At 41.8% G+C, this 23,282-nt stretch carries 18 protein-coding genes and 1 other RNA gene; 6 read left to right on the top strand and 13 right to left on the bottom strand.

Annotated features, from left to right (window positions below):
- Positions 1–445: 445 nt before the first annotated feature.
- Complete coding sequence (locus H7U17_RS19630) at positions 446–850, bottom strand: MauE/DoxX family redox-associated membrane protein (RefSeq protein ID WP_186758552.1); 405 nt, start codon at positions 848–850, stop codon at positions 446–448.
- A 351-nt stretch (positions 851–1,201) separates the two neighbouring features.
- Here H7U17_RS19630 and H7U17_RS19625 point away from each other — a divergent pair, with 351 nt between their 5' ends.
- From H7U17_RS19625 to H7U17_RS19600, 6 genes are all read left to right on the top strand, one after another.
- Positions 1,202–2,764, top strand: coding sequence for a terpene synthase family protein (locus H7U17_RS19625; protein ID WP_186758551.1), 1,563 nt, complete (start codon positions 1,202–1,204; stop codon positions 2,762–2,764).
- 135 nt (positions 2,765–2,899) lie between these two features.
- Entirely contained in the window at positions 2,900–3,100 is a 201-nt protein-coding gene (locus H7U17_RS19620) for a hypothetical protein (RefSeq protein ID WP_186758550.1), read from the top strand.
- Between the two features lie 878 nt (positions 3,101–3,978).
- A complete protein-coding gene (locus tag H7U17_RS19615; RefSeq protein ID WP_186758549.1) occupies positions 3,979–4,725 on the top strand; it encodes a hypothetical protein in 747 nt (248 codons plus the stop codon).
- 3 nt (positions 4,726–4,728) lie between these two features.
- Positions 4,729–5,178 carry a DUF5675 family protein gene (locus tag H7U17_RS19610; protein WP_186758548.1) on the top strand — a complete coding sequence of 150 codons (450 nt, stop codon included), beginning with the start codon at positions 4,729–4,731 and terminating at the stop codon, positions 5,176–5,178.
- Entirely contained in the window at positions 5,154–5,375 is a 222-nt protein-coding gene (locus H7U17_RS19605) for a hypothetical protein (protein ID WP_186758547.1), read from the top strand. The genes H7U17_RS19610 and H7U17_RS19605 overlap by 25 nt, the downstream gene beginning before the upstream one ends.
- Before the next feature lie 27 nt (positions 5,376–5,402).
- On the top strand, positions 5,403–5,639 hold the full coding sequence (locus H7U17_RS19600; protein WP_186758546.1) for a hypothetical protein: 237 nt from the start codon (positions 5,403–5,405) through the stop codon (positions 5,637–5,639).
- Positions 5,640–6,122: 483 nt separating this feature from the next.
- Here the strand turns inward: H7U17_RS19600 and H7U17_RS19595 are convergent, their stop codons facing one another.
- From H7U17_RS19595 to H7U17_RS19540, 12 genes are all read right to left on the bottom strand, one after another.
- On the bottom strand, positions 6,123–7,094 hold the full coding sequence (locus tag H7U17_RS19595; protein WP_186758545.1) for a CobW family GTP-binding protein: 972 nt from the start codon (positions 7,092–7,094) through the stop codon (positions 6,123–6,125).
- 244 nt (positions 7,095–7,338) lie between these two features.
- Positions 7,339–8,532, bottom strand: coding sequence for a GTP-binding protein (locus tag H7U17_RS19590; protein WP_186758544.1), 1,194 nt, complete (start codon positions 8,530–8,532; stop codon positions 7,339–7,341).
- 7 nt (positions 8,533–8,539) lie between these two features.
- Positions 8,540–9,016 carry a MerC domain-containing protein gene (locus H7U17_RS19585; protein WP_186758543.1) on the bottom strand — a complete coding sequence of 159 codons (477 nt, stop codon included), beginning with the start codon at positions 9,014–9,016 and terminating at the stop codon, positions 8,540–8,542.
- A gap of 446 nt (positions 9,017–9,462) precedes the next feature.
- Complete coding sequence (locus tag H7U17_RS19580; RefSeq protein ID WP_186758542.1) at positions 9,463–9,660, bottom strand: hypothetical protein; 198 nt, start codon at positions 9,658–9,660, stop codon at positions 9,463–9,465.
- 138 nt (positions 9,661–9,798) lie between these two features.
- Positions 9,799–10,206: a transfer-messenger RNA gene (gene ssrA, locus H7U17_RS19575) on the bottom strand.
- 117 nt (positions 10,207–10,323) lie between these two features.
- Complete coding sequence (locus H7U17_RS19570; RefSeq protein WP_186758541.1) at positions 10,324–11,001, bottom strand: energy transducer TonB; 678 nt, start codon at positions 10,999–11,001, stop codon at positions 10,324–10,326.
- A gap of 687 nt (positions 11,002–11,688) precedes the next feature.
- Positions 11,689–12,363 (bottom strand): energy transducer TonB, encoded by a 675-nt coding sequence (locus H7U17_RS19565; RefSeq protein ID WP_186758540.1) that lies wholly within the window; start codon positions 12,361–12,363, stop codon positions 11,689–11,691.
- 73 nt (positions 12,364–12,436) lie between these two features.
- Positions 12,437–12,829, bottom strand: a complete 393-nt coding sequence (locus H7U17_RS19560) for a VanZ family protein (protein ID WP_317172779.1) — start codon at positions 12,827–12,829, stop codon at positions 12,437–12,439.
- Positions 12,822–13,199: a glycine cleavage system protein GcvH gene (gene gcvH, locus H7U17_RS19555; protein WP_186758539.1), complete on the bottom strand. Its 378-nt coding sequence runs from the start codon at positions 13,197–13,199 to the stop codon at positions 12,822–12,824. Before gcvH ends, H7U17_RS19560 begins: the two co-directional genes overlap by 8 nt.
- 58 nt (positions 13,200–13,257) lie before the next feature.
- On the bottom strand, positions 13,258–20,298 hold the full coding sequence (gene sov, locus H7U17_RS19550; RefSeq protein ID WP_262891709.1) for a T9SS outer membrane translocon Sov/SprA: 7,041 nt from the start codon (positions 20,296–20,298) through the stop codon (positions 13,258–13,260).
- Positions 20,299–20,396: 98 nt separating this feature from the next.
- Positions 20,397–20,996 (bottom strand): Holliday junction branch migration protein RuvA, encoded by a 600-nt coding sequence (gene ruvA / locus H7U17_RS19545; protein ID WP_186758537.1) that lies wholly within the window; start codon positions 20,994–20,996, stop codon positions 20,397–20,399.
- The gene (locus tag H7U17_RS19540) at positions 20,993–23,266 is read right to left on the bottom strand and encodes an NADP-dependent malic enzyme (protein WP_186758536.1); all 2,274 of its coding nucleotides are present in this window, start codon (positions 23,264–23,266) and stop codon (positions 20,993–20,995) included. The genes ruvA and H7U17_RS19540 overlap by 4 nt, the downstream gene beginning before the upstream one ends.
- Positions 23,267–23,282: the final 16 nt, after the last annotated feature.

The following is a 23,282-nucleotide window of genomic DNA, read 5'->3' as shown; positions in this document are numbered from 1 at the left end:
TATCGGACCAAACGACTATTCCTTGGCAAGTTGCTCCTCAGCAGAGCTTGACTCCGCTTCATCGTGGTATTGTAAGTTAGAGTAAACTTCCTTGATAGTAAAATGCTAGCTATATTTAAAGAAGAATAGTGTCAACCATTTTCAGGACGGGTCAGACACTTGTTTTCGTTTCCGGAATCAAATCTCAATACTCCAATAATCCCCGATACCATAAACAGCCTTTGTTCGACCCCTTCAGGGTCGTGTGGATTTACCTTAGCGATTTCGTCTACGTAGATTTTACCCCTTCGGGGTAAGTGGCTAAGTAGCAAAACTATCTCTCACCCCGTTGTCCCGTCAGTTGTACCTCCGTTGTCCCGTTAGCTTAGCTGCGGGACGATTAAGATTGAGTCTCCTGACTCAACTATTTTTCAGTATCTCATATACAATACTCAAGGATCCCTACTCAAGACTCAAATCTCATTACTCCAATAATCCCCAACGCTATAAACAGCCCATTGAAAATCAGATGTCCTTCCCAAGACATGGACTCGATAAATCCTGCGCAAGTGCAGGGGATTCTGGGGAAGGCGCCCACCCAAACCAAACCAATGTATGTGGTAAATACGGTCATCAATAAGGTAGATAGAAGGAGTCCCAATTTCCTACTTTGGGGAATAAGTAATATCAGTACCAATAGCAGTTCTGTAACAGGAATGGAATAGGCCAAAATTTCCGTCAGCTCAGGTGGGAAAGGTTGGTTATGGAAAGCTTTATATGTGGCCTCCCAGTTAATGAGTTTTTCCAGGCCTGTATAGGTCCATAACAGTATGAAAATGATGTTGATGATATGGGATATTTTTGACTTCATTTTAATTATTAAAAATTGTTGATTTCAGTCAGTAGGATTGATGGTATTTGGTGTTGATATTTGAAGATATGTTTGTAATGGTTTAAAAGTCAATTGATTATGGGTTTAATATTGAAATGTCCTATGGTGTATTGGACATTGTCTGAAAAATGGATGATTTTTTAATTTTATAGTTGAAAAACTTGACTTGATTTAAGGTTATGGTTTAGATTTAATTAATCAAGGTTGTTTACGACCACGATTTTTAGGCGGTGTAAGGCATAAAAACACCGCTGCTTTTTGGATAGATTTTATCTGCATCAGGAAGCAAGGCCGGGATGCTGCCATTGTTTAAAATATGATTATAGAGTTATGAAAAAAGTTGGCTATTTGCGTCGTCTAAAAAGTTTGCTTGATAATTATCAGTGGATCAGTTGGGAGAGGTATTTATTACTTCAAGATTTTATTTCATTTTATTCCTATAGAAAAAAGGAGGTGATCAGAAGTGAAAGAAGAAAGGAAATGTACCTGCTGGTAGTCATGAAGGGAATGGCAGGGATGAGCCTCCATGGGAAGTTAAAAAAGGTTTTTCCATCTGTTAGTTTGGTATTGGACAAGAGCAGTTACCATTTGGATAAAATCAGTCCTTACGCCATTGAGGCCATGGAAAACAGTTTAATAGCCAGTATTCCGGTCGCTGATATGAAAATTATCTTGCAGGACATGCCAGATTTCAAGGTTTTATATAGGAAATTATATGTTGAGTTTGAGCAAAAAGATGAATTTTGGAATAACCTGGAAGGAATGCCCTATGTGAAAGTACTCAGTTTAATAAGGAGTTCTTCTGGAGGAATAGAGGCCAGGCTTACCAAGAGTCGGTTTGCTGAACTGGTGGGGGTATCTTCAAAAACGATATCCCGATTTGATGAAATGAGTGGAAATAAGGAAGAACGGGTCCATCAACCCATCCTTAATATTTCAGGTTTCCAGATAATGAAGCATAGCAATATGGAGGAGATTCGCCAAACGATGGATGGTTGGGGCAGTTTCTTTCCGGTGCTTGCTGATCCAGTCAGCAGTCGGGCGGTAGAAAAAATGAATTTGGCTTTTTTGGTATCGCATCTTTTTCCCAAGGGTAATAAGCGAAAGGTCCATTGGGCCGCAAAGCTGATCATGTTGTTAAGTTCCATAGATATTTATATGTATCATATATCTTCTGGTGATGGAAAGCTTTATTGGGAAAGGATAAGAGCAGGTCTACAACAGGCGATATTACAGGAAGATTATCAATCGCCAGTTCCCCGTCTAATGGCCTATTATTCTGCCATGCAAGACTTAGCTGAGGAAGCCAGGAGGATAATGGAAAAAGATGTTTGGGATGAAATGAAAAATCTAATCAAAGGGTATTTGGAGGAGCGTGGGTGGAAGGCTAGAGGGAAAGCTTATGATAATGAAGAGGATTTGGCCTACTATAAAATGCTACGTCAAGCCTTCTCGGAAGGTTTATTATGTATGAGGTTATTGAAATGGATCCAAGCTGAATACTGGCAAGAACTAAAACCTTATCGGGATGCCCTTGAAAATTATATGCTGCAGGGAGTGAAATTGGTGGCTTTATCCAATGAAATCCTTGTCATTGAAACGAATGTTTATGGGAATCTGCCCCATAATTTGGTGAACTTAATGAACCGCATTAACCAAACGAATAAACAGGATGCTTTAGCGACTTTATGGAAGGAGTATCAGGATGTGCTGGATTCGATGAAAATGATTAAGGCCGATATTTTGAAAGTGGTGGAGCCAAAGGATGGGGAGAAGTTAAAATCATTTTTGATGATGGTGGAGGCACAGGTGGTCGGGTGGCCAGAATGGTACGGCAAGGTTTTGGTAAGTCATCGGAATAGAAATAGCATGACGATGGGTGAGGATAAGTAGCTATGCTTTCCTTTAATTTTATTGATTTGAAAAGAGGGTATACTTGATTTTTTATTTTTAGGAATCGGTTATCAGCCTGAAATAGTGATTAAAAGGACCACTTGGAATTTTTATAGTTGGATAATAAGGACTAGCATGTTCCGTAAAAAGAAACGATGTGTGATTTATCCCAAGGATATCCAGTTGCTCACTGGAAGGAGTATCCGTCATGCCCAAGAGGTAATTGCCAAGATCCGGCGCCTGCTCAATAAGGGGCCAGAGCAATATATTACTGTTTCTGAATTTTCTTCCTTCAGTGGGATTCCCGAGGAGAAGGTGATGGAGTATATTGATTGAGACGTGAGACTGGAGACAGAATAAGAAATGAAGAATGTAAAATGAGGAATTGAAGAGCGGAGATGGAAGGAAGTGGAGGAGATTTTTTAATCTTGTGAAGTGTCTTAGAAAAATACCATGATTTCTTGGAAAATAGCGAAAAGGGAACGTATCCCCAAGGTATCCCCAAGGTATGTACTAGGGAAGTATAGGGAATGTAGTATCAAGTAGCTAGTACTTAGTATCAAGTATCATGATTGGAGGAAAGAGAACAGAGTAAAGAAAAAAGAGGAAAGAAGAAAGAGGGGGTACGTCACTGCGAGAAACCAACATTTTCTCAAATATAAAAGGGTTGTATAACGTGAGCTTAAAATCGATGTCATGCTGACGATAGAGCCTGTCCCGATTATCGGGAAAGCATCTCTTCCAGTAACGATTAGGAAAAGAGATCCTCTCGCCGCGGCGAGTGACTTTGATTCTCGTCACTGTCAATGGTAGCTCAGTGAAGCCATCTCCTCTTCGGTAGACGGGATTGCTTCTCCTTGGTGCACTTCGGCATGCTCAGTGTCCCAAGAATCGCAATGACGGGTTTTAGGGAAATCTCGTCTTCACAAGGTGGGATTGCCTGCCCTCCGGGAGGCGGGCTTCTCCACCACGCCTGCCTGGCGTCAGACAGGGCGAATCGCAATGACGGATTTGAGAAAGGGCTATTGCCTCAGTCTCCGCCGTTCCTGCTACCTGGTGTCAGGCAGGGCGGATCCTTTGCAATGACGGATTTGGGGGAATTAGGGTGCAGGGAATGGGTAAAAACGAACAATGCGCAGGAAGCGCATGTTCATTTGAAAAATTAGAATGAAAGGGTCATTATCGGGTATGTTTAACTTAAAAACGTAAATGAAATGGCTAAACAAACGAGTATAATAACGTTAAATGGGGCAGTGGGAGGACTGTCGTTTTATAAGACCAAGGATGGGTATTTTGCCCGAGCCAAAGGTGGTGTAAGCAAATCGCGGATCATGAGTGATCCCAAGTATGCACGAACCCGAGAGAACCTAAGGGAATTTGCAACCGCAGCAGACGGAGCCAAATTTCTCAAGGATACCTTTAGGGATGTGCTATTGAAAGCCAGCGATTCCAGGCTCTATAACCGAATTTACAGTGCCATGCTGAAAATTCTTAAGACTGATCCTGTAAACAAGCGTGGAGACCGGAAGGTAATTGAAGGAGATTGGAATTTGCTGACCGGACTTGAAATCAATGGAAGGACCCGGTTGGGATCTACCTTATATATGGAGTTTACCATAGCGGATGCTGCGGCATCTTTAGATGTGAGTTTTTCGGATTTTAATCCTGCAGATCATCTAATGATTCCTGAGGGCACTACCCATTTTAAAATCTTTGCCTCTGGGGTGAGTTTGGATTTGACCAGTAAGGAAAGATCCACCTTTTCTGTTGATTCTGGATTACTTCCAGTAGGAGATCCAGTAACGGGATTGTCCCTGAGCGTGGACAAATCAGGCTTAACGGAATCCCATAAGGCATTTGTCCTAGGGGTGGAGTTTATCCAAGAGGTCAATGGGCAGGAGTACCCATTGAATAATGGGGCGCATAATGCTGCTTCGATTTTGTTGACCGAAGTGGTATAAGCCATGAAGCTTTTATTGAAACGGAGTTATTGGCCGACGGCCACCCATGGTGAAATTTCCCTTCAGGGGAAGCCAATTTGCCAGGTTTTGGAGGCCAGTAGGGCCCATCCATCCTTACCGTGTATTGCTGAAGGGATGTACCGACTTGGTCTCCTTTATGAAGAAATAGGCGGGTGGAGTTATGGCATATGCAAGCTGAAAGGCAAGCTAGTGAGCCAGTTTTCTCCACTAAAGAAGGAAGAGGTGCCATCCAATTATATCTGTCCGGTAACAGACATAGAAAAAGAGGGTAAGGGAAGTTTTTCCAGACTTGCATTTCTAAAGCTTAGGGATAGGCTCCATGAATTATTCCAATCAGAAGATGAGGTATTATTGGAGATTTATAGTGATGTAAATGAAGGCCTCAATTTATGTATGGGTGAAGGATCATGGACGGAAGCATCTATTTGGTAGGGCTAGGAGGGCTAGTATCGGCCCTCCTCTCCATCATCGCTTATTTCCTGCATTATATGCACAGGGATTTTAGGGCTGTCCAGGCTGATATGATTCAGCTAAGGAAGGAAGTGGGCTTTATCAAAGTGGATCTGGTCAGGTTGCTAAAGGTAATGGGAATGGGGAAGGCCAGTTCCCATTTTGTATCGGGTAGTTAATGATTTGCCATTGATTAAATAAGAATCATGAAAAAGGAAATAATCAGAAGATTGAAGTCTCCTACACCTCCCTTCTTTAGGAGGATGCAGGAAGTAGGAGCTGCATTGGTGGCTACAGCCATAACACTCTATGGGATACCGATTGAGGTTTTAGAGGATTTGCCAGATTATCTGTTTATAGCTGGAGGATTGATAAGTAGTATAAGTCAGCTGACGGTATCCGAAACTTCCACTTTGAAAAATGAAGAGGATCAAGGAGTGTGAAAAGCTCAAGGTCTAAGGCCGAAAGTGAAAAGCTTAAAGCTCAAGGTCTAAGGCTGAAAGAAGTAAGTCTAAAGCCAAAGGTCTAAAGGCTAAAGTCATCAATTATCAAAAGCCATCTCATTTATTTGAGGTGGTTTTTTTTTGTGCTGATTACTTTTTTATTTCTCAAATAAAATCCCAGGATAGTAGGGTGGAGTGGCATACTCCACCAAGTCAGGGGTATAACCATTAATGTTGATTTTTAGATTCATCACTAAATGGTAGGAATAGCCGGGTGTAATTACAAATTACACCCAGCTTTTTTATAGTAATACTATTCCTATAAGAGGAAGCCGTCATGGTCTTTTATCGGTAAAAAACTATTTATATTCCTTCGTAAACGTTCTTAATCGTTCGCGAATGGTATTAAATAGGTAATCCTAATTTTTTGACATCAGGAAAGGGGCTGATGAGTGGAAACCTATTATATCTCTTACCAAAGGTCTACCTTAATTGTTTTGTAGCTAGGACTTTATTAATGATCTTCTGCAGGGATTTTCGTTCTAGGCCCTTGCCGATAAAGATCAGTTGGGATTTTGGGTAGGGCAATTTTGACTCCCCTTCCAATGGTGCTATATGCACTTGCCGGCCATGGGTCTGGACGATATGTGGTTGTGGGCTGTCGGATAGCCAAACCAATCCCTTCATCCGGTACAGTTGGTGATAGCTTAGGAAGAAGGTCAGGGTAAGTTGGCTGAGCAATATTTCCCTATCGATAGGTGTTTCCACTTCAAATAGCATGCTTTTCAAAGGGTGTTGCTGGGGCTTAGCGGCTATTTCATAGGTGCTTATGGCAGGATCCCAAGTCTTTTTGGCTTGGGTAAAAAGGTCATGGGGGATATGGCCGTGGTCGCTGGCCAAGACGGTTGCCAGGGAATTGATGCTTTGCATCAGTTGGGTTAAGGATGAAAGGTAGGATGGGGCGACCTGGGATTTTTTGTTCAGAACGATCAAATCCGCAGTGGCCAGCTGGCGGCTGACCTCTGGGATTTCTTCTATCCAGTCTTCCACCACCGTAGTGTCTACCACAGCCACTACCTGTTGGAGCTGAAAGAAGTTGGCGACTTCTTCTTTACGGAAGAGGGCTATAATGCTGCCAGGATCTGCCACTCCTGATGCCTCAATGAACAGGTTGTCGGGCTGTACATCCGCATTAAGAATGGAGGCCAGTGTTTCTACCAGTTCATTGTCCAGGGAACAGCAAATACAGCCATTGTTCATTTCAAAAAGGGAGCAATACCGTGTTTCAACCAAGTGGGCGTCAATGGACACTTTTCCAAATTCATTTTCAATGATGATGTTCTCCTCGTCTTTCTTGGCTTTTAAAAGACCATTCAAAACGGTGGTTTTTCCAGCTCCCAAAAAGCCGGTCAATAGGTAAACCTTGATCTTGGAAGGAGGTGTTGGTAAGGACATGAACTATGAAATTTAAATAGGGGAATCCTGGTTTTCTATTTTGCTTGAATTCACATTATGATTATCCGTTTTCACACCAGTAGCTTTATTTCTCACGAATTCCACAGATCTACCTGGCGGAAGACAGGTTTGCACGGAATAAAATCTGATTTCTTGGGACTTTCATGTGCTTTTTGAAAGATTATCATACTATTCAAAATCCAGTGGTGCAATTGCGGATATACATAATTCACATTATTAGTTTCTAAAGGGGCCATTCATCATTCAGCTGGGCGCTAAGGGAGAAATTGGCCGTATCATTTTCTGTAATCAGGCAGGCCTTCAGTTCTTTTGTGATTTCCTCCTCGTCCAATTCCTGGCCTATGATGACCAGTTCGTTCATGCGATCGCCATATTGGCGGTCCCATTTTTCGGCTATCAGGTCACGATTTTCGATATAGCTAGGGTTGTTCAGGCGTTCTTTTTCGGAATAGGCCGCCCACCAGGTGCCAAAGGTTTCAGCCTTCGATGAGCCACCGGCCTGGCTCCATAAGAGGGCATGCTGGGGCCTGGAGGCCAGCCAAAAGAGCCCTTTGCTCCTCACTATATTGCTGGGCCATGAAGTACGGATATAGTTCCAAAACCTTCCTGGGTGAAATGGTCTGTGATCTCTAAATACAAAACTGCCGATACCATACTCTTCTGTTTCGGGTACATGTTCCTTGTTCAGCTCCTTGAGCCAGCCAGCTGACTGCTCGGCTTTTTCGTAGTCGAACAATCCAGTGTCCACCACTTCATTTAGGTTTACTTTTCCATAGGATGTCTGGATGATCTTGGCTTCTGGATTGAGTTTGATCAATAGTTCTTCTAGGAGTTTTAGCTGTTCTTCAGTGACTAGGTCAGTTTTGTTAAGGATGATGACATTGGCAAATTCTACCTGGTCAGTGAGGAGGTTGACGATGGATCTTGCATCCTCCGGGTCATCGGTCATTTGGCGATCCAGAATGGTTTCTGCCGAGCCGAAGTCCTTGAAGAAATTAAAGGCATCCACGAGGGTCACCATGGTGTCCAGCTTGCTGATATGACAGAGGTCCATGAGCTGGTCCCCCGTCTCAAAAGAAAAGGTCTGGGCCACAGGAATGGGCTCGGATATCCCAGTACTTTCGATCAGGAGGTAGTCAAACTTCTTTTGGAGGGCCAGTTTTTGTACTTCCTCGATGAGGTCTTCCCTTAGGGTGCAGCAGATGCATCCATTGGACATTTCAATAAGTTTTTCTTCTGTTCTGCTCAGTTTTATTTCATTTTGGACCAGCTGGGCATCCACATTTACTTCACTCATATCATTGACGATAACAGCAACTTTATAACCTTCCCGGTTTTGGAGGATATGGTTGAGCAAGGTTGTTTTGCCGGCGCCCAAAAAGCCGCTCAGTACTGTTACTGGAATTTTGTTTTGCATGGGATGACTATTTTATGTTTTCACCGGGAGTACAGCCGATTTTTGATTTCTTGATATAATGCCAATTGATATAATGGGCTGCGCTTACGAATACAGCGCCAATGGGTGTGATGAAATGTTCTACTGTTGATGGATTTTTATTGATTTCAATGAGCGGAAACGGCCCGGAGCGAGTAATGGCATGTGCTGCAGCTCCATGACCGAAGATCAGGCCTGCCAGGATGATTCCGAAACCAATAAGGATCAATAGCAATGGAAGGGAATTGCGGTGGTGGTTCCAAAATCCATGGGACAGGGCAAATACTGCCAGAAAGAAGCCCAGCAGGATGATGATGTATTCTATCCATTGATTCATCAGGAAGCCCAGTCCGATCAGGGGCAAGACACTTATCAAAAATGGCAGGGCGGCGCAATGGAGCGCGCAGGCCAAGGAAGTGGAAAATCCGATAAAGTCCAGATGGGCGCCTATAAAGGAATTTTTCATTTAGGTAGCTGTTTATGCAATTATGTTGCAATATTAATCGTTTAGTAATTTAAATGCAACACTATTGCAAATAAAGGTTTTGCTCCCTAGCTTTGTGTCATCCTAAACTAAAAAATATGATCAGTGATGGATGAGGAAATGATCTTCAATGGGAAGCTCAAACTCAATGAAACAGATGTCTATCAGTGTAACTATATATTGGAAAATGCTACAGTTTATCAATAGTAAAAACCGAGGTCAATATTCACCTCGGTTTTTACTATTGATCCATCCAAATCGAATCAAGCTGTAGAGGAAATAAGGCTTTTGGTAGAAGAATAATATGGTTGAAAAATAGCTGATAAGTAAGAAGGGGGGATCCGTCTTTCATTTCCTTCTACTATTTATTATTGACCTAGAGAGTAGTCTGTTTTTATTTGATGGCTTCCAGTATTAATTTCATTATATCACTCATACCTATTATTCATCTTTCTGAGTTCATGTAGGATTTGGTCCTGACGGTCAATGACCTCATTTATTCGTAACATCCAAGCGCCAATTAATCTCAAAACAATAACGGCTATAATGAAAAGTGCCAAAATAAGTGCGGCACCTAAAGCACCAGAAAAGGTTGACTGTAATAAAACAGAAAATTGAGTTGTCATAGTGAAATGATTTAAAGTTGTAAAAACAGACAATTTACTTAAAAAGTGTAATGCATCTATATGGCACTGTGCTATTTAGGCGAGAAAGGGAGCAAAAAAGAAAGGGGTAAAACGAAAAAATCGCTTTACCCCCTTTTGTTGTGGAGCTGCAGGGAATCGAACCCTGGTCCAGATAGGGAAACACCGTACCGTCTACATGTTTAGTCACCTGTTGGATTTTCGTCTCAGGGCTGCTGGATGACACAGCTACCGTAGAGCTTAGCTATTTGAATTTCGCATTGGATTAATAGCATCTCCAATGCTAGACCTGGCAAGTCGACACCCCAGGATCAGCTCTGCCAAGTCAGAGAGCTGCGGGATGTGGCCGGGGAATTACTATCGCAACTCAACCCTTTAAGCAGTATCAATCCCTATTGGGTTTGATTAGGCAGCCATGGCGTAATTAGATTCGCCAATTATAGATCGCATGAATTATTCACGGACGTACATGCTCCACCCGACATGCGAGCCCAGTCCTTACACCTACTGTCAAAACCGGTCAGCCCCATATTTCAAGGATGACAAAAGTAATACAAAATTCGTTCCCATTAAAGGGAATTTGGTATTCCATTTAAAAGAAAACAGGGCAGCCATGCGACCACCCCATTTAACCCACATAATTTTTTATTGTAATTGAAATTTTATCGGTAGGGCCATTTTGACCCTTACAGGCTTGCCCCTTTGTTTTCCTGGGGTCCATTTTGGTGCATTTTGGAGTACCCGCACTGCTTCTTTGTCGCAACCTGCTCCAATGCCTCTGGCTACGGTAATGTCTTGGATGGAGCCGTCTGTGTTTACCACAAAATAGAGGTAAACGGTACCACCAATTCCCATTCGCCTGGCCTGTGTGGGATATTTTAGGTGCTTGTTCAAATATTTGGCCCAGCCTTCTAAGCCACCTGGGGGGCTCGGCATGGTTTCCACCACTTCGAATATTTCCTCCGCTTTTTCCTCTACTGGTGGCGCTTCATTGATTACATATTCAGGTATCTTAACTTCCTCCGGTAAATTGATATCAAATACTTCATCGATCTTGTCCATGATTTCTTCTTCATCGGGTACTTCTTCGATTTTGGGTTGCTGCACTGTTTTGGGTCGAGGAGGCTCTTGAACGGTGATAGGAATATCCAATATTTTGTCAAAACTATCCGCCTTGGTATTAAGGTCCAAAGCATGGGCCTTTTGATAGGATTTGAATTCAAATGCAGCGAGCACCAATGCCACACTTATCAATAGGCCGGCATTGAAAAATAATCCATATTTTCCTCTTAGGTCGGCTTGGGGAGTTTTTTTTGCTTCCATGGTCATGCATTTATGGTGAATGATTTCATTATAGCGGTATATGCTGGTTCCATAAGCCTAAGGGATGGTAAGTACTTAGGATGAAACCAGACCTGCAAGTACCCGGGTAAGCTTTGCGCAGTCTTTTGCTCAATATTATAGTACTAATATAGAAATAATTAGTTATAAAACTAAATATATAGTTTAAAATTATTTTTCAATATTTATTCCTAAGGGGAGAGGCCAGTTTGCTTTTCCTGTTAATGAAAAATTGAAGAAAAACCTGATCCTTATGGTGGTTCTAGGAAGTTGGTAAGCCTTATATAATGGAATACAGATTATCCGTCAGTAATATCTTTTACCCTTTTTAATTTTCAGCTGAAGGCTGGGGGCTAAAAGATAGTGAATCTCATCCGGTCACTGCATGTGCTAACGCATTTTCTTAGCGCTACCTTCTATTGTCCAAAACAGCATGCTTCAAAGGCCAGCAAAAAGGTGGGGTAGCGTTTAGATCAACCAGAAAAACTGGGCAAACCCAACATTTCATTTAGAAAAAGCGTTTTTACAGGCCGTAATAGATATGTTGTGAATATTTCGGGTTAGTAGAGCTAGAGGGAACTGAAGAAAGCTAATAGGAGAAATTAAGGCAAAAAAAAACAGGCTGCCAAAAATGACAGCCTGCTTAATTATATCTTTAAGATAAATTGCTTAGCTCAATTTGAATCGGATAGGTAATCTCATTTTTACCCTTACTGGTCTACCTCTTTGTTTACCAGGTTCCCAAGCAGGGGCATTTTTAACTACTCTCATGGCTTCTTCATCGCAACCACCGCCGATCCCTCTCAAGATACCAACATCTTGTATAGATCCATCAGTGTTAACTACGAAAACCACATATACTGTACCTTCGATTCCCATTCTCCTAGCCTGAGTTGGATACTTCAAGTTTTTGCTCAAGTATTTGTTCCAACCTTCCATTCCACCTGGAGGAGTAGGCATGGTTTCCACCACATCGAAAATCTCTTCCGCTTTTTCTTCAACAGGAGCATCAGCAATAACAACTTCTTTAATTACTGTTTCTTCCTGAACGTCCACGTCAAAGTTAACTTCGATCTTTTCTTCAATCTCTACCTCATCAGGGATTTCCTCGATGATAGGCTGCTCTACTGGTGGAGGCGGTGGAGGTGGTTGTTCCGTAATCGGAATATCCAATAGTTCCTCGAAATCGTCTTCCACTGTTCCCAAGTCCATCAGCTCACCTGATTCATAAGACTTGTACTCGAAAGCAAACAGCGTAAGACCAACGCTGATCAATAGACCCAAGTTCAGGAACATTCCTGATTTTTTGGTCAAATCAGCTTTTGGTGTCTTTTTAGCTTCCATAGTTAATACTCATATAAAGGTTAATAATTCTTGCTCTATTTTAGCGATAACAATTCTAACCATTTATTTTTATTTATACAAACTTACTTTTCTTCTTGTACAAAATATAAAAACAAAGGGTACCGATTAAGCTTCCAGTCAAATTAGCAACAATATCCATAAGGTCAAAACTCCTGTTCGGAACAAGTTGTTGCATCTCTTCAGCTAATATAGCAAAAATGACGCCCAAAACTAAGTGATTAGTAATAAATCTTTTAATTGATAAGCTTTCATTTTGGCTATTTGTCGCCCTATTCCATAAGAAAAGGAGTCCGCCAAAGAGACTGAAATGGACCATTTTGTCCAATCCTGGTATTTTTGGGCCTTCTGGTAATTGATCCCCTGGGGCCATGATCAGTAATATTAACATCACCAACCATAACAAAGCAGGTAGAAAGCGATCGCTAAAGTAATTTTCTTTATTCACCTACCAATTCAGCGTATTCTTCAGCTGAAAGCAAGTCAGAAGGTAATTCGTTTTCAAACTTAACTTTGATCATCCATCCTTCTTCATAAGGGGATTCATTGACCAACTCAGGAGATCCTTCTAATTCTTCATTGAATTCGATAATTTCTCCTTCTAATGGCATAAATAAATCAGATACAGTCTTTACTGCCTCTACTGTACCAAACACTTCTCCTGTCTCGATAGTTTCACCGACAGTTTCAACTTCTACATAAACGATGTCACCCAACTCTCTTTGGGCGAATTCAGTTACGCCGATAGTTGCTGTGTCACCTTCGATTTTTACCCATTCGTGGTCTTTTGTGTACTTTAATTCTTTTGGGAAGTTCATATTCTATATTTAGGATTAATCAAAGCCAAAAATACAAGCTTTCCCCAAATGATAAAACCTATTGGCCTAAATTAAATCGTAATTGTCCTCCAAATGCAGTGGAACTTCGTCTATAGGCTGTGGTAATCTTCGGATCATTGACGGTACGGTCAAAATAAAGAGAGACTTTGAGGTTTTGGTTGATGATATAACCTATGGTCGGTCTAATCTGTAGGTTGAGGTTTCCATTGGTAACCGTGCTGCCTTCTTCAATTTTTCTCTGTAGGGTTTTGGTGTCGACTATGCTTGTACTTATCCTTATTTCCAGGTCATTGTTTAATACTTCTTGTTGACCTTGAATCTTAAAAGGAATCTTTACACCTGATTTGGTATAGCCCAGATCAAATCTAAAGTCATGACTGCTTTGTTCTGTTACCTGGGCATTGGAGAAGTTCAGTCCTATATTCCTTTCTGTATTGTATTCAAAAGAAATGTTCATTCTGCTTTTGGTCAATACATCAATGCCAAATAGGGGAGCGAACCTTTCTGAAATAACTACTTGGTTAAAGATATATACAGGAATATAACTTCCAAATTCATCCGTTATGCTGGCCATTGGGTAATGTTGCAAACTATTATACAATTCAAGTCCTGATTGATATAATAAGGAATTGGAGAAATTACTTACATCATAAGAAGAGGTGTAATTATGTGTTAGGTTGATGGAGCTAAAATGCTCTTCGAATAATGGTAATCGGGATAGTCCTCGGTATTCCAATCTCCAATTGGGCAGTGGGAATTTAGGAAAAGGACTTAAATCAATATCTTCTGCAGCCTTACCAGAGTATGCCGCTAAGAAAGATGGCACCAGCACATCTTGACCATTGAGGTTATACTCGCCTCCTGGGTTCAATGCCTCTAGCCTTGATTTGATGATGGGTCTGTAATTCTCAAAATTGCTAAATAATGGAGAGTTGTTCTGATCATCATTTTTTGCAAAGGCCGTTTTAATGATATTATAGCTAATGCTATAGGCTCCAAGGCGATTAGGGTTGATGGAAGCATATTCCTCTTCCATTTCACTGTTGCGCCTAAATATTTCGGCATATTGTCCAGTTTCCCGTTTTCGTAAATCCAAGGTGATACGCAAATCCTTAATAGGCTCTAGAATAGCATTTAATCTAAGGTCTTTGACCTGGTTTTGACGGAATGTTTGCGTCAGCTCTGTACTAGGAGCCATGAGTCCTTGGTTAGCCAAATCGTATCGAATATCAGCATTCTGGCTACCGAAAATAAAGCCCAAGCCTGGATTCATAAAGCTCCTGTCCAATCCAAATAAGCTGGTATTTTCCATATAACCGGGTAGGAAAGTACCTTCTGTAATGCTGTAGCGACCAGAGACTTCTTTAAGCATCATGGCAAACTTCAGAAAGCCATTTAAGAAACCATCTGTATTAATGGTGTCCTGAGGCTGTTTCTGTCCAGGGATGGATGGCCTTTTGGGGGTGTTGAGCACCCGGAGCTTGGTGACCTTATTGTACAGTTTTATCATGTCCAATTTACCTGTAAAGGTTCGGTCCCTTGTGTTTTGAATGACATTCCCCAGGGTGTCCTTTTGCCCTATGGACCCTGTCATCCAGCTGTATGTCGCCTCGTAGCGGAAATCTGTGCTAATCCAATCAAGGATAGGTACTTTTTCCGTAGGTATGTGGTAATTGGCCACTAAGGAATGGTTATAATTGGTTGTTCTGCCAAAATGCCTTAGGTTATTTCTTACAGAATCACGCTTTGCTTCGGTATTCAGGTCTCCTTCAGGTTCATCTACCAATGCATTCACCCTAGCGGTATAGTCAAAAGAAAGGTTATTGGTAAGGTCCCAATTGAGGCTGTAAAAGCGATTGATATAATAACTTTTTTGGAATAAAGGCGCTACATTTTCAGTGGTAAGCTGATCATTTCTATACTGTGTACGCATAAACCGCCTGTCCATGTCAATTCTGGCCGTCATCAATGTAGGGGCCAAGTTTAAATTGAAGTCCTTGATCAATTGCAGGTAAGGACTGCTCATTTTTTCTGAGCCTTTAAAAGGTTCAATGAGTACAGGTTCAGGAGCATAACTATAGGCGATATTTCCCTTATAGGTTTCAAAAGTATAATCCTGGGTATTGATATTACTTTGTTTTACCAAGCCATAGGCATATGAAAAGGAGAAGTTGGACAGGTCATAAATCCTGTTTTTTTCATTGTCCTCCTTTTTAATTTTACGCACATTGGTAAAGCTGATATTTCTTCTTTTAACCTGATCAAGGACTAGGTCTTTATAAGCCTCCCTTTCTGCATCTGTTCTGAATTTTGATAAGGCCAGTTCAAAGGGAACATCAGGGTTCAAGGGGTCATACTGAGGCTTTGTAGTGGCATTTTCCATGCTGACATACATAGGGATACTTACCCTCAATGCCTCTGGCAGTAAGCGGTCTACCTGCACATTGGCAGAAATATCATATTGGGTGCTGGATTCCCTTGATCTCTGGGATAATCTGGTTTCCAATCCTCCAAAACCAAAGGTATTATGCCTGATTGTAGAAGAAATGGTAGCCACATCTGCAATTTGGGCGTTTAATCTTGCATTGGCGGCCCAGCCTGAAGATTTGTTGAAGTCGACTACCCGTAATTCATTGGCCCAAACACAGATGGATTTACTGGCCCCACCCGTAGAAGAAGGATTTCTTACTCCGATCATCAAGCCTTGGACATAGTTTAATTCAGGTCGTCCAACTACAGTGACCTTATACTGTCTGACTTGGGCAGTATAAGGCAGGTTTTGTGGAGATTGGCTATTATCTCTTTCAGACTTTACACCTACAATTTCATCAATTCCAATATTGATTTCATTCAGCTCAGGCCAGATTTGCTGAGGATCCCGGGTGCCAGTAGGCGTGATGTGAAGAGGAACTTCTATTTCGTAATAATTATCAGTATAGTCAGTACCTAATCTCAAGAAAGCACTTAATTCCCCATCTTCAGCATCTTCACTGTCCGCATGGAAGAACATTTTTAATCGGCCATATTGTACCAAATCCAAGTTGACATTTTTAAATACTGCCCTGGCATCTCTGGCTTGGAGATTGTCCACGCATAAACGTAAAGACTGCTCATTCAATCTCCTTTCAACTGTAGATGTATTGTCCCGGTCTCTGATGATACCTGGAGGTAGTACATAGGGGCTTTGGTTAGGGCCTCCTTGACTGTTTTCCTCAATATTTACCACGCCCACTGTGAGATTGGAAACATCAGGTTCCGGCACTTCAAACAATCCTCTTTCATAGAGGGATTCTTGGAAAGTCCTCCATTGGCTGCCTACCATCTGGAACTTGGCCATTCTCAATACCACAGGTTGTTCAAATTCAGTAAGGTAAGTCCTTACAAATCGCATGGATTTGAATCCAGTGATGTCCCCCTGGACATTGTCAGGCTGGCGGACGGGGATTCGGAACAAGTACCAGTTTACCTCATCACCATTTTCATTATGGGTTACCTTGTCCACAATATTGTTTTGGCCAACAACCAATTGACCGGGACGGAGGTCTACTTCATATTCATAATAGTTTTCGATCTCATTGATCGTATTGTCATTGTTAAGGTCTTCATTGTCAGGTTGATTGGAGCCTGAAGGCGTGTAAGCCAAATTGGAATTGGAGTTGATAGGGGTGTTATTTTCCAAGCCATTAAAACGCTTGTACCTTTCCAGTATTTTTACATCATTTTGATCCAATTCATCTCCCAAATAATATTGGAATTTGTCTGCAGAAGGGTCTGCTTCAATCTCGGCATAAACATCTGGGTCGACATTTAAGCGATTAAGGAAACGGTCGGCAAAATAGTCCACTTCGTCCTCACTGCTAAGGCCATCCAAGCCTACGTCTTGATTGGGTCTGGCCTCTGGTGAATTGTCAAAACCCGGGGTCAGGTACTGTTGACTGGTTACTCGGCCCCATTCATTTTCATTGGTAGCACTGGGATCTCCATCAGCCGGTAAGCCGTTTTCAAAAGCATGTCTCCCGTCCATCATGACATCTTCCGAAATTTCCCCTAGGTTGATCATGAGCTTACCACCAGTAGTATTGTTTTCATTGAAAATACCATCCAGTACCCGACCATTTTCACCGGAGATAAATGGATCCATTAACCAGAATTCTATGTATTCGATATTGGTCCTGTCAAAATCTACGTCTGAGGTGATCGCCCGGGTAATTCCACCATAATTTTCTTCTGGGTTGGGGAGCAGCCCTCTTCGGTCAAGGTTGGGGTTATAATTGTACATGCCCCTCTCGTGGGGGAAATAGGCCAATTCAAATAATGGCTCCGGAGTTACAATTACATCCCGGTCTCTTTGAGGAAATATTTCTTGGGGGACCACTCTTCTGACATAATGGTTATTACGGTCCTCTGAGTTGATGTTTTGAGGCACGCCTTGTCCACTTTCGCGATAAAATACATTGTCAATATTGTACCATGCTAAGCGGGCCCTTCTATAGGCATTTCCTAAGCGGTCTTCAGTTTGCATGCTCAGATCAAATCGATCATCTTCAGTGCGGGGAGTGGCTGAAAGGTGCCAGTTTTGCGAAGCACCACCTAGACTAAATGGTGTAACGGCGGTTTCAAAATCATCAATATAAGAAGCGCCTTCTCCATTTACCTCATTTGAAGTGCCCGGGATCAATTGGGCAAATTCACCATTAAAGGTGACCAGAGACTTTTCTTTGGTGTCTGTGAAGGGTAGCACATCGGCCAGTTTGGTCAACCACCGGGATTCATCACTATAATTTACATCCAATCCCCAAAGGCTATTTTTAATGGTTTCACTTCCTGTGCTGATCCTAGTGATATTGGGTCTTTCATTTAAATACAGAAAGGTTCCTCCGATATTGAATTTATCATTGAACAAATAGTCAAAACGGGTGCCCAATAAGCTTCTTGTCTGGAAGGAAACAAGGTCCGCTTTTTCGAAACTAATGGATATACGTTTACCGGATGAAAGTATACCTTCATTGATAATGACCACCCTGCCAATATTATAATCCACCGTGTAGTCGACGCCCTCAGTCAGTGGTATATTGCCTGCTCTTACCAAAACGGAGCCTTCGGAAATATTCAGACCTGGCAGCATGATTTCTGAAGAAGATCCGGCAGTCAAACTACCTTTTAAATAGTATTTGTTTAGCCTGGTGACCAATTCCGCATCTGCTTTGGTGGTGCGGTACAAGGTGTCGTATACAAATTTGTTTTTGAGGCTTTCCTCATTGGGAAGAAAGTTATCGCTCAATGTCTGTCCAAACGGTTCCAATACCGGGAAGATCAACATGCCCTTTTCAGGTAGTATGGTCAAGCCTGGGACAAAGTCAAAGTTACCATCCGGCTGAGGATCATTCTGTGGGTTCAGGTTATCGAGTTTCATCAGCCTGATCAAAGGCACATCTTTCACCAGTTCACCTTCCAGTAAACTTGGGTTGTCCAGTCCGGTTCTGTCATCACGATAGATCACCTGTAATTGAAATCCTGTCTGCTGGATTTGGTTGGCATTGAAATTATAGATGTTTTTCATCATCAAGTCCCAAGTAGGGACATTGACATTGATTCTTGCAGGTCTTAATAATTTCAGGAATAATACATCGGATTCTGCTCGGTTCTGGTAGTCTTCAGACATTTCTCCGACTTTGTAGGATTGGCCGTTATAGGTGTATTCATAGGAGATGGCAACTACCTCATCGTTTTGCAACTTCCTGTTTAAGCTCAAATACCCCAGTTCTTTATGGAAGGTATATTCGTTATCCGCCAGTTTTCGAGCGCCATTTACTTGGGTGAAGTCTGTGCCCTTTACAAGGTTAAGATCATTTTCTATTGCTGTAGAGGCATTGTCATAGGGGCGAAAAGAAGGGTTTGAAGTTAAAGTTTGGAAGAGCTGGTTAGCATCATTGCTAGCAGGGCTGCCAGGTGTTCCAGGGCCAATATTGGGATTTTCGGGTTTGTAGATCCTTTGGCCCTCACCCAAGTCCATAAAAGCCACAAAGTTTCTAAGTGTTTCTGTTTTATTGGCCCTGTTCATGATATAGACTTCTACCCTTGTGACATTAACACCAGAGAGAATTTGGGGCAAGCCCCTTAGCCATCTTTCATAGTTTTCCCTAAAGAAATGAGCCAAAAAGAAGTGGCGGTTATCATCATATTCCGAGGCCCTGATTTCGAAAGGTCTACCTTGACCACCACGCTCGATGACGATTTCATCTCTTCGTCCCCTTTGCGTGGAGGCGACAGAAGTCATGAACAACTTGCCAAATTGCAATTGGGTTTTGACTCCAAAAAGATTTTGAGCACCTTGTATCAGGCTGTTTTGAACAGGCATGCTCACATTGCCTATTTCAATACTTTTGACGATATCTTCTTCAAATCCCCTGTATTCGACTTTAAGTTGGTTTTCGAAGTCAAAGGAATTGTTGCTGTCAAAATTGGCATTGATCTGCATTTTTTGTCCCAAGCTTCCATTGACGCTCATCTGGATTTGCTGATCAAAGTTGAAACCACCATTTTGCTGTTGCCTGATCGGGATGGATGGATTATCTATTCTTCTGAAAATACCTCCAAAATCCAGGTTGACATATCCGGTAGGGGTAATATTGATTTCACTACCACCAAAAAGCCTGTCAAATGTTGGGCTCATGGTCATAGGGGGGATCAGTCCTCTACCACTGACGGCACTTTCTCCATACATGCCTCTGGACCGGTTCCTCCAGTATTCCTGACGCATGCGCAGTTCTTGTATTTTCGAAAATTCTTCAAAATCAAAATAATATCCAGGTGAAATATCCGTGGAGTCCATTTCATCATACACCTTATAATGAATAGTGGAATCCATTTGCACCTCTACCTGTTCTTCATTAGGTCCTGTTTGGTAAAAAGGAGATTGACGATTTTGGAATGGTGTTTGATTTGGAAATAGTGGATTGGTTTCAAAGTTATCCCACAATAAAAAAGAGGGCAAAGTCCTTCTTTTGTCCAAAGAATCCACCAAACTCGGTACAGTATCCTGAACGACATTTTGAGCGATAGCCTTGTTAGAAAACAAGAAAATCGCTGATAACAACAAAGTAATTGTTGTATAAAAGTAGCTTGGGTTATTTGTTGAGAAAAAGTAATGTCTCACTGTAGTCAAACTTGAATAAATTAAGTTGACCTTAAAGATGCCTTAATTAATTCTTCCAAGGAAATTTCTTTGCCGCTTTTTTTCAAAATTGTATTGATATTTTTTTCTGCTACAGCCTTGGTAAAGCCTAAGGTTAAAAGTGCCTGCAAAGCCTCTTCTTTAATGGCATTGTTTTGTTGAATAAATCCAGAAGGTGCAGCAGTAGTGCTTTCCATACCTTCTTTTTGTATTTTATCCTTTAATTCCAACACGATCCTCTGGGCCGTTTTGGCACCGACGCCTTTGACTCTTTGAATGGTTTTATGATCTTCATGCAAAATGGCAGCACTTAGCTCATCCACATTTAAAGAGGATAAAATCATCAGGCCAGTATTAGGCCCCACACCACTGATGGAAATCAGCAATAGGAAAAGTTTTTTCTCCTGCTCTTCTTTAAAACCAAAAAGTGTATGGGAATCTTCTTTGATGTGCAAATGGGTGAGGAGCATGATCTGCTCCTCATCCTTTATCTGGGAATAAGTATTCAATGAAATTTTGACATGGTAACCTATTCCATTAATATCAATGACCACATAAGTGGGGTCTTTGGTAACTAATCTTCCTTTTAAATAATCTATCATGCTTTATTGTGACTTTGTGCATCTACTACCGCAATGGCAACCATATTGACAATTTCCCTAATGGAACTGCCCAACTGTAAGATATGCACCGGTTTGTTCATTCCCAAAAGAATCGGGCCGATTGCTTCTGCATTTCCAATTCCTGCGACCAGTTTATAGGCAATGTTTCCAGAGCTCAAGTTAGGGAAAATCAATGTATTGGCTTTTTTGTCAGCTAGGGCACTGAAAGGATAATTTTCCTGTTGGATTTCTTCACTTAATGCCACATTACCCTGCATTTCCCCTTCAATGACCAGATCGGGGAATTTAGCTTTTGCTTTGGCAGTGGCCAAAGCCGTTTTAGTTGGCGTATTGCCTTTTGCTGAGCCAAAATTGGAGTAGGAGAGTACTGCTACCCTAGGTTCCAAATCAAAGAATCGTACAGCATCAGCAGTCAATCCGATGATTTCTACCATCTGATCAACTGTAGGATTAACGTTTACTGTGGTGTCGGCAAAGAAGAAAGGCCCTTTGTCAGAATTCATGATATACATACCCGCTACACGGTCAACATCCTTTTTCACGCCAATTACATGAAGAGCAGGAAGGATGGTTTTTGGGTAATCCTTGGTCAAACCTGAAATTAAGGCATCCGCTTCACCAAGCTCCACCATCATGGCTCCGAAGTAATTTCGGTCCCGCATGAGCTTTTGGCCTTCAAAAGGTGTTAAGCCTTTACGCTTACGTTTATCATATAGGATTTTGCCATAGCGTTCCAATCTTTCTGGATCCTCAAATGGATCAATGATTTGAACATTATCCAGTTCAAGGGAGTTTTCGGCGATCAGCCTGGTGATTGTTTCCCGGTTTCCAAGTAAGATAGGCTCACCGATTTTTTCATCAATGATAAGTTGGGCGGCTTTAAGGATTTTACGGTTATCGGCTTCCGCAAAAACAACTCTTTTAGAGTTCTTTTTGGCCCTGGAAATCACTCTGGACATCAATCTTTGATCAATTCCGATTCTTTCCTGCAGTTCTAATTCATATGCTTCCCAATCATCAATCGGATTATGAGCAACACCGGAATCCATCGCTGCTTTAGCTACAGCAGGTGCAATGGTGGTGATTAACCTTGGGTCTAAAGGTTTAGGAATGAGGTAATTTCTTCCGAAGCCCAATTGGTCATCTCCATAAGCTTTATTGACTATATCTGGTACAGGCTCTTTGGCCAGTTTGGCAATGGCATGGGCTGTGGCCAATTTCATTTCTTCATTAATGCCCGTAGCCCTTACGTCTAGGGCTCCCCGGAAAATATAAGGGAATCCCAAAACATTATTCACCTGGTTAGGGTAATCCGATCTGCCTGTTGCCATGATCAAGTCATCTCTTGTAGAAGTTGCCAGGTCATAGGCGATTTCAGGGTTGGGGTTGGCTAAGGCAAATACGATGGGGTTTTCGGCCATTAATTTGATCTGTTCCGGGGAAACTATATTTCCAGCGGAAAGTCCTAAAAACACATCAGCACCTTTCATGGCATCACTTAGGCCGTGAAGGTCATTGCCTGAATAAGCAAATTCTCTTCTAATATCATCTAGGTCTTCTCGATCAACTGTAATCACCCCCTCCTTATCTACCATGACAAGGTTTTCTTTTTTTACACCTAGAGACAAATAGAATCGGGTACATGAAATAGCCGCTGCCCCAGCACCTAGGACGACCAGCTTAATATCTTCAATTTTCTTACCGACGATTTCCAGGGCATTAAGCAAGGCTGCACCGGAAATGATCGCTGTGCCATGCTGGTCATCGTGCATGACAGGGATTTTCATTTCATTTTTTAAGGATTGCTCTATCTCAAAACATTCAGGTGCCTTGATATCTTCAAGGTTTACACCTCCAAAAGTAGGCTCAAGGGATTTTATGATTTGGATAAGCTTCTTTGGGTCTTTTTCATCAATTTCAATATCAAAGACATCGATACCGGCAAATTTTTTGAACAGTACGCCTTTTCCTTCCATTACAGGCTTGCCTGCTTCTGGCCCAATATCCCCCAGACCTAGGACTGCAGTTCCATTGGATATTACCGCTACCAAATTTCCCTTGGCAGTATACTTGTAAACATTCTCCTTTTGGGCGGCAATTTCTAAACAGGGTTCAGCTACACCAGGGGAGTAAGCTAGCGCCAGGTCCATCTGGCTGGATAAAGGTTTGGTGGGAACTACTTCGATTTTCCCTGGACTTCCTTGGCTATGGTATCCAAGTGCATCCTCTTTTCTGATTTTAATCGCCATACTGAGTTATATATAG

Source organism: Echinicola salinicaeni, assembly GCF_014280965.1.
GTDB lineage: Bacteria > Bacteroidota > Bacteroidia > Cytophagales > Cyclobacteriaceae > Echinicola > Echinicola salinicaeni.
Note: the sequence above shows the minus strand (reverse complement) of the source record. Positions and strands in the feature narration are given on the sequence as shown.

Coding starts and splice junctions, on each gene's coding strand:
- H7U17_RS19630 (WP_186758552.1), bottom strand. CDS start 850: ATGAAGTCAAAAATATCCCATATCATCAACATCATTTTCATACTGTTA.
- H7U17_RS19625 (WP_186758551.1), top strand. CDS start 1,202: ATGAAAAAAGTTGGCTATTTGCGTCGTCTAAAAAGTTTGCTTGATAAT.
- H7U17_RS19620 (WP_186758550.1), top strand. CDS start 2,900: ATGTTCCGTAAAAAGAAACGATGTGTGATTTATCCCAAGGATATCCAG.
- H7U17_RS19615 (WP_186758549.1), top strand. CDS start 3,979: ATGGCTAAACAAACGAGTATAATAACGTTAAATGGGGCAGTGGGAGGA.
- H7U17_RS19610 (WP_186758548.1), top strand. CDS start 4,729: ATGAAGCTTTTATTGAAACGGAGTTATTGGCCGACGGCCACCCATGGT.
- H7U17_RS19605 (WP_186758547.1), top strand. CDS start 5,154: ATGGACGGAAGCATCTATTTGGTAGGGCTAGGAGGGCTAGTATCGGCC.
- H7U17_RS19600 (WP_186758546.1), top strand. CDS start 5,403: ATGAAAAAGGAAATAATCAGAAGATTGAAGTCTCCTACACCTCCCTTC.
- H7U17_RS19595 (WP_186758545.1), bottom strand. CDS start 7,094: ATGTCCTTACCAACACCTCCTTCCAAGATCAAGGTTTACCTATTGACC.
- H7U17_RS19590 (WP_186758544.1), bottom strand. CDS start 8,532: ATGCAAAACAAAATTCCAGTAACAGTACTGAGCGGCTTTTTGGGCGCC.
- H7U17_RS19585 (WP_186758543.1), bottom strand. CDS start 9,016: ATGAAAAATTCCTTTATAGGCGCCCATCTGGACTTTATCGGATTTTCC.
- H7U17_RS19580 (WP_186758542.1), bottom strand. CDS start 9,660: ATGACAACTCAATTTTCTGTTTTATTACAGTCAACCTTTTCTGGTGCT.
- H7U17_RS19570 (WP_186758541.1), bottom strand. CDS start 11,001: ATGGAAGCAAAAAAAACTCCCCAAGCCGACCTAAGAGGAAAATATGGA.
- H7U17_RS19565 (WP_186758540.1), bottom strand. CDS start 12,363: ATGGAAGCTAAAAAGACACCAAAAGCTGATTTGACCAAAAAATCAGGA.
- gcvH (WP_186758539.1), bottom strand. CDS start 13,199: ATGAACTTCCCAAAAGAATTAAAGTACACAAAAGACCACGAATGGGTA.
- ruvA (WP_186758537.1), bottom strand. CDS start 20,996: ATGATAGATTATTTAAAAGGAAGATTAGTTACCAAAGACCCCACTTAT.
- H7U17_RS19540 (WP_186758536.1), bottom strand. CDS start 23,266: ATGGCGATTAAAATCAGAAAAGAGGATGCACTTGGATACCATAGCCAA.